At 71.8% G+C, this 5,170-nt stretch carries 4 protein-coding genes; 3 read left to right on the forward strand and 1 reads right to left on the reverse strand.

Annotated features, from left to right (window positions below):
* Nucleotides 1–2,511: MMPL family transporter (locus VI078_05880; protein ID HEY5998818.1), on the reverse strand; the 2,511-nt coding region annotated here is incomplete at its 3' end.
* A gap of 206 nt (nt 2,512–2,717) precedes the next feature.
* Here VI078_05880 and ndk point away from each other — a divergent pair.
* The 3 genes from ndk to VI078_05895 form a co-directional block, all read left to right on the forward strand.
* Complete coding sequence (gene ndk / locus VI078_05885; protein HEY5998819.1) at nt 2,718–3,155, forward strand: nucleoside-diphosphate kinase; 438 nt, start codon at nt 2,718–2,720, stop codon at nt 3,153–3,155.
* A gap of 35 nt (nt 3,156–3,190) precedes the next feature.
* Entirely contained in the window at nt 3,191–3,430 is a 240-nt protein-coding gene (locus VI078_05890) for a hypothetical protein (protein ID HEY5998820.1), read from the forward strand.
* Nucleotides 3,430–5,170 (forward strand): ABC-F family ATP-binding cassette domain-containing protein (locus tag VI078_05895; protein HEY5998821.1); only part of this gene is annotated, 1,741 nt, incomplete at its 3' end. The genes VI078_05890 and VI078_05895, both read left to right, overlap by 1 nt.

Consider the following 5,170-nt stretch of genomic DNA (forward strand, 5'->3'; position numbering starts at 1 on the left):
GGCGCGGTCCGCGCGCCACTGCAGGAGCGCCGGGAGCACGAGCACCGCGGCGACGATGCAGCCGATCTCGCCGGCCGCCGCGGCGATGCCGAAGCTGGCGATCGCGCGGTTGATCGAGAGCACGAGGGCGAAGTAGCCGAGGGTCGTCGTCAGCGAACAGAGGATCACCGCGCCGCCGGTCTCGACGACCACCTCGCGCAGCCTTCCCGGGCCGAGCAGGCGGTAGCGCTGGACGATGTTCACGGCGTAGTCGACCCCGATGCCGATGGAGATCGGCACGGCAACGAAGTTCAGGAAATTCATCTTCATGCCGTGCAGGCGCAGGTACGGCCAGCCCGCCGGGTCGAACTGCGCCTTGTAGAGCGCGAGCACCGCGCCCATCCAGGCGATCCCGAGGCCGAGGCTGCCGAGCACCAGCAGCGCGGCGCGCCGCCGCCGGAAGGCGACCGCGATCACGAGGAGCGTGCCCGCCACGGACGCCGCGAGGGCCTTCGGCGCGTCGGAGACGACCGACTCGATCACGTCCGCGAAGATCACGCTCCGGCCGCTGCCCTCGATGACCGACCCGTCCGCCAGCCGCGTCGTGCGGATCGCGGCGGCCCAGTCGATGAGGTAGTGCGCGTCCCAGAGGCTGCGCCCGGGCGTCGGCGTGACGTACACGAGCCGGCCGCGCGTCCCGTCCTTCTCCGTGAACGGACGCGCGACCTGCTCGGGCAGATCCGCGATCGCGAGGGGGCGCAGGTCCGGCGGCGGCAGCTCCGGCTCGATCGCCGCCCAGTCGGCGTCCGGGATCGCGCGGTGCCCGCGCAGCCGCAGCACCCGGTCGCGCGCCTCGAGCAGCAGCGCGACCTTCTGCTCCTGGTCCGCGGGGAGCACATCGAAGATCGTGATCACCCGCTCGAACGGCTTGCGCGCCGCCGGCGCCGCGTCGCGGCGCGCCTCGAGCGCCGCCTTGAGCGGCAGCACCTGGTCGAGACGGTCGGTCGCCACGGCGATGCGGTCCTGGGAGCGCGCGCCGGTGAGATTCTCGACGCGCCCGGTCAGCTCGCGCGCGACGCTGCGCCCCGACTCCGGCGGGTCGCTGCGGACGACCGACATGTCGTACTCCATGGGGTCGTTCAGCACGTAGTGCGCCGTGAGGACGATCGCGACGAGTCCCGTGCCGACGCCGGCGATGGTCACCGCGCGCGGCAACCGCGCGGCCGCCCAGGCGAACGGGCGCCCGTAGCCCCCCCGGAGCGCCGCGACGAGGCGCCCGTCGCGGCGCAACGGCGCGATGCGCTCGGTGGCGGCCAGCAGCGCCGGCAGGAAGAGGTACGTCGCGATCCAACAGAGGATCATGCCGGCCCCGCCGATCACGCCGAAGTGCTTGAAGCCGCGGAAGTCGGTGACCGCCAGCGAGCCGTAGGACGTCATCGCGGCGGCCGCCGCGGCCAGCGTCGGCGCCCAGGTCTCGGCGTGCGCCACGCGCAGGCTGGCCGCGACGTCCTGGGAGCGGCGCGCCTCCAGGTAGCGCGCCTGGTAGATGATCCCGAAGTTGATCCCGTTGCCGACGACGATGCTGAAGAGGAAGCCGGTCGCCGAGTTGAGGCTGCCGATGGCCCAGGCGGTGAACCCGAAGGTCCAGGCGACGCCGACGCCCACGGCGAGCGCCATGACGACGAGCGCCCGCACGCGCAGGAAGAAGAGGAACACGACGCCGAGGACCATCGCGACCCCCGCGGCGCCGACGTGCGTCAGGTCGCCCTTGATCCGGCTGAACTCCTCCGCCCCGGTGATCAGGTCCCCGGCGTAGTCCACCCGCAGCCCCCCGCCGAAACGCTCCGGGCCGACGCGCTCGACGGCGCCCCTGACGCGCTCGAGCAGGGCGCGCTGGCGGCCGAGGTCGACGCTCATGACCGGGGTGCGCAGCACGAGGACGATGAACGTCCCTCCGGCCTCCAGGTAGTAGCCGTCGCTGCCGCCCGGCCGCCGCTCGGCCTCGGCCTGCTCGTACCTGCGCCGCGTCTCCTCGATCCACTCCCGCGTGACCGGGCGCGGCGGGGCGGTGTCGCCCAGCTCCAGGTCCATGCCCGCGCGCTTGCCGACCTCGTACTCGTAGCGGTCCAGGATCCGGTCGTGGAAGTCCTGGACGTCCGCGAGCGGCGCGTAGAGGTAGCGGTTGCGCTTGAGGAAGGCGTCGAGCTCGCGCGGCCCCTCGTCCACGGTTCCGGCCAGCTCGGGGCCGAGCGCCCGCAGTTCGGCGGCGAGCGCGTCGACGAAGCGCTTGAGTGCCTCGCGGTCCCCGCCGCGCACGACGACGTTCAGCGTCGAACCGCTCGGGAGCCGCTCCCCGACGCGCCTGGCGACGATGACGCTGCGCTTGCCCTGGGGCAGCAGCTCGTCGAAGTCGGTCTTGAGCTCGAGGTGCGAGGCGCCGTGGGCCGCAAGCGCCGCCGTACCCAGGGCCACGGCCAGCACCCGCAGGGGGCGCCGGGTCTGCCAGTCGATGAGCGCACGGATCAGTCGCACGGGGTTTGCTCCTTCCGCGGCGTCAGCGTCCGCGGCGCGGGCGCCCGCGCGGCGTCCGACATCCGGCGTCCGCGGGGCGACTGAGGCCTCGAATCCCGTTGAAATTCTCCCGCGCAGGCGGGACGAAGTCAAGGAAGCCTTGACTCCCTCGCGCCGCGCGGGTACAACGGCGCCCGCACACAACGAGCAGCGGGAGGGAACCGGCCATGGCAATCGAACGCACCCTGTCCATCATCAAGCCTGACGCCGTCGAGCGCGGGCTCATCGGCGCGATCATCGACCGTTTCGAGAAGGGCGGGCTCAAGCCGGTCGCGGTCCGCCTCGAGCGGCTCTCCGAGGCCGTCGCCGGCGGCTTCTACGCGGTGCACCGCGAGCGGCCGTTCTTCCGCGACCTGGTCGCCTACATGACCAGCGGCCCGGTGGTGGTCATGGTCCTCGAGGGCGAGAGCGCCATCGCGCGCAACCGCGAGATCATGGGTGCCACCGACCCGGCCAAGGCCGCGGAGGGGACGATCCGCAAGCTCCACGCGCAGAACATCGAGCGCAACTCGGTGCACGGCTCCGACGCGCCGGAGACCGCGCGCACCGAGATCGCGTACTTCTTCCGGGCGACCGAGCAGCACGCCTACGACTGGAAACGCTGAGCCGGCGCGGCACCGGCGGCGGAGGAGGAGCGACGATGGCACGTGAGTGCGAACTGCTGGCGACCTGCATCTTCTTCAACGACAAGATGGCGAACTACCCCGCGGCGGCCGACCACCTCAAGAAGAAGCACTGCCTGTCCGACCCGGCCTCCTGCGCGCGGATGATGGTCGTCAAGGCCCTCGGCCGGCCGGCCGTCCCGCAGGACCTGTTCCCGAACCACACGAGCCGCGCCGAGCAGCTCATCCTGCAGCAGAAGGGGCTGATCACCCCCTGATCACGCTCAACCACGTCGACAAGCAGTACGGGGGCGAGTACCTCTTCCGGGACCTCTCCCTGCGCATCGGCGACGACGAGCGCATCGCCGTCGTCGGCCCCAACGGCGCCGGCAAGTCGACGCTGATGAAGATCATCCTCGGCCTCGTCGAGCCCGACGCCGGGGAGATCGTGCGCTCGCGCTCGCACACCGCCGGCTACCTCCCCCAGGAGGGGATCGCGCACGCCGGCAAGGCCCTGGCGGACGAGGTGGCGACGGCCTTCGACGACCTGCTGGCAATGCACGCGCGCGCCGACGAGATCGCGGGCGAGATCGACGCCCTCGCCGCGGCCGGCAGGGGCGACTCGCCGCAGGTCCACGACCTCGTCGAGGAGCTGGGCAAGATCCAGCACCACCTCGAGCACCGCGAGGGCTGGTCGATCCACTCCAAGGTCGAGGAGGTGCTGCTCGGCCTCGGCTTCAGGCCGGCGGACATGGGGCGCGACACCGCGGAGTTCTCCGGCGGCTGGCAGATGCGCATCGCGCTGGCCAAGCTGCTCCTGCGCGAGCCGACGATCCTCATGCTCGACGAGCCGACGAACCACCTCGACATCGAGTCGCTGACCTGGCTCGAGGAGTACCTCAAGGGCTACGACGGCTCGGTGGTCGTGATCTCGCACGACCGGCGCTTCCTCGACACCCTGACGCGCCGCACGATCGAGATCGCCAACGGCAAGATGGGCGAGTACAGGGGCAACTACTCCTACTACCTCAAGGAGCGCGAGGTCCGCCTCGAGATGCTGCGCGCGGCCTACGAGAACCAGCAGGAGCAGATCCGCGCGACGATGGCCTTCGTCGACCGCTTCCGCTACCAGGCCACCAAGGCCCGGCAGGTGCAGAGCCGGCTCAAGCAGCTCGACAAGATCGAGCGCATCGAGCTGGACGAGGAGCAGGGGGGCATCTCCTTCGACTTCCCGCCGCCGCCGGCGCCGGGGCGCATCCTGATGCGGCTCGAGGGCGTGACGAAGGCCTACGGGGAGCACACCGTCTTCACCGGGCTCGACCTGACGCTCGAGCGCGGCGACCGCATCGCCTTCCTCGGCTCCAACGGCGCCGGCAAGTCCACGCTCGCGCGGATCATCGCGGGACTCGAGCCGATCCAGGCCGGGACGCGCACGCCCGGCCACAACCTGATCGTCTCCTACTACGCGCAGCACCAGGCCGACGAGCTGGAACCGAAGAAGACGGTGCTCGAGACGCTCGAGGACGCGGCGCCGGCCGGCCTGCAGCAGGGCCTGCGCAAGCTGCTCGGCTGCTTTCTCTTCACCGGCGACGACGTCTTCAAGCGCGTCGCGGTGCTCTCCGGCGGCGAGAAGAGCCGCCTCGCGCTGGCGAAGATGCTGCTGACGCCGGCGAACCTGCTCATCCTCGACGAGCCGACGAACCACCTCGACGTGCGCTCCAAGGGCGTGCTCCAGGAGGCGCTGCGCCGCTTTGGCGGGTCCTACTGCATCGTCTCGCACGACCGCGACTTCCTCGAGCCGCTCGCGACCAAGGTCCTCGAGTTCCGCGACGGCCGCGTCTCGATGTTCCTCGGCGGCGTCAGCGACTGGCTCGAGAAGCAGCGGCGCGCGCGCGAGGCGGCGCAGGCGGCGGCGAAGCCGGCGGGCGCGACCGCAGTGCCGAAACCGGCGGTGAGGCCCGGCGCCGCGGGCCAGAAGACTGCCGGCGAGGCCGACAAGGCCGCCCCGAGGCAGGGAG

The organism is bacterium (genome assembly GCA_036524115.1).
Classification (GTDB): domain Bacteria; phylum JAUVQV01; class JAUVQV01; order JAUVQV01; family DATDCY01; genus DATDCY01.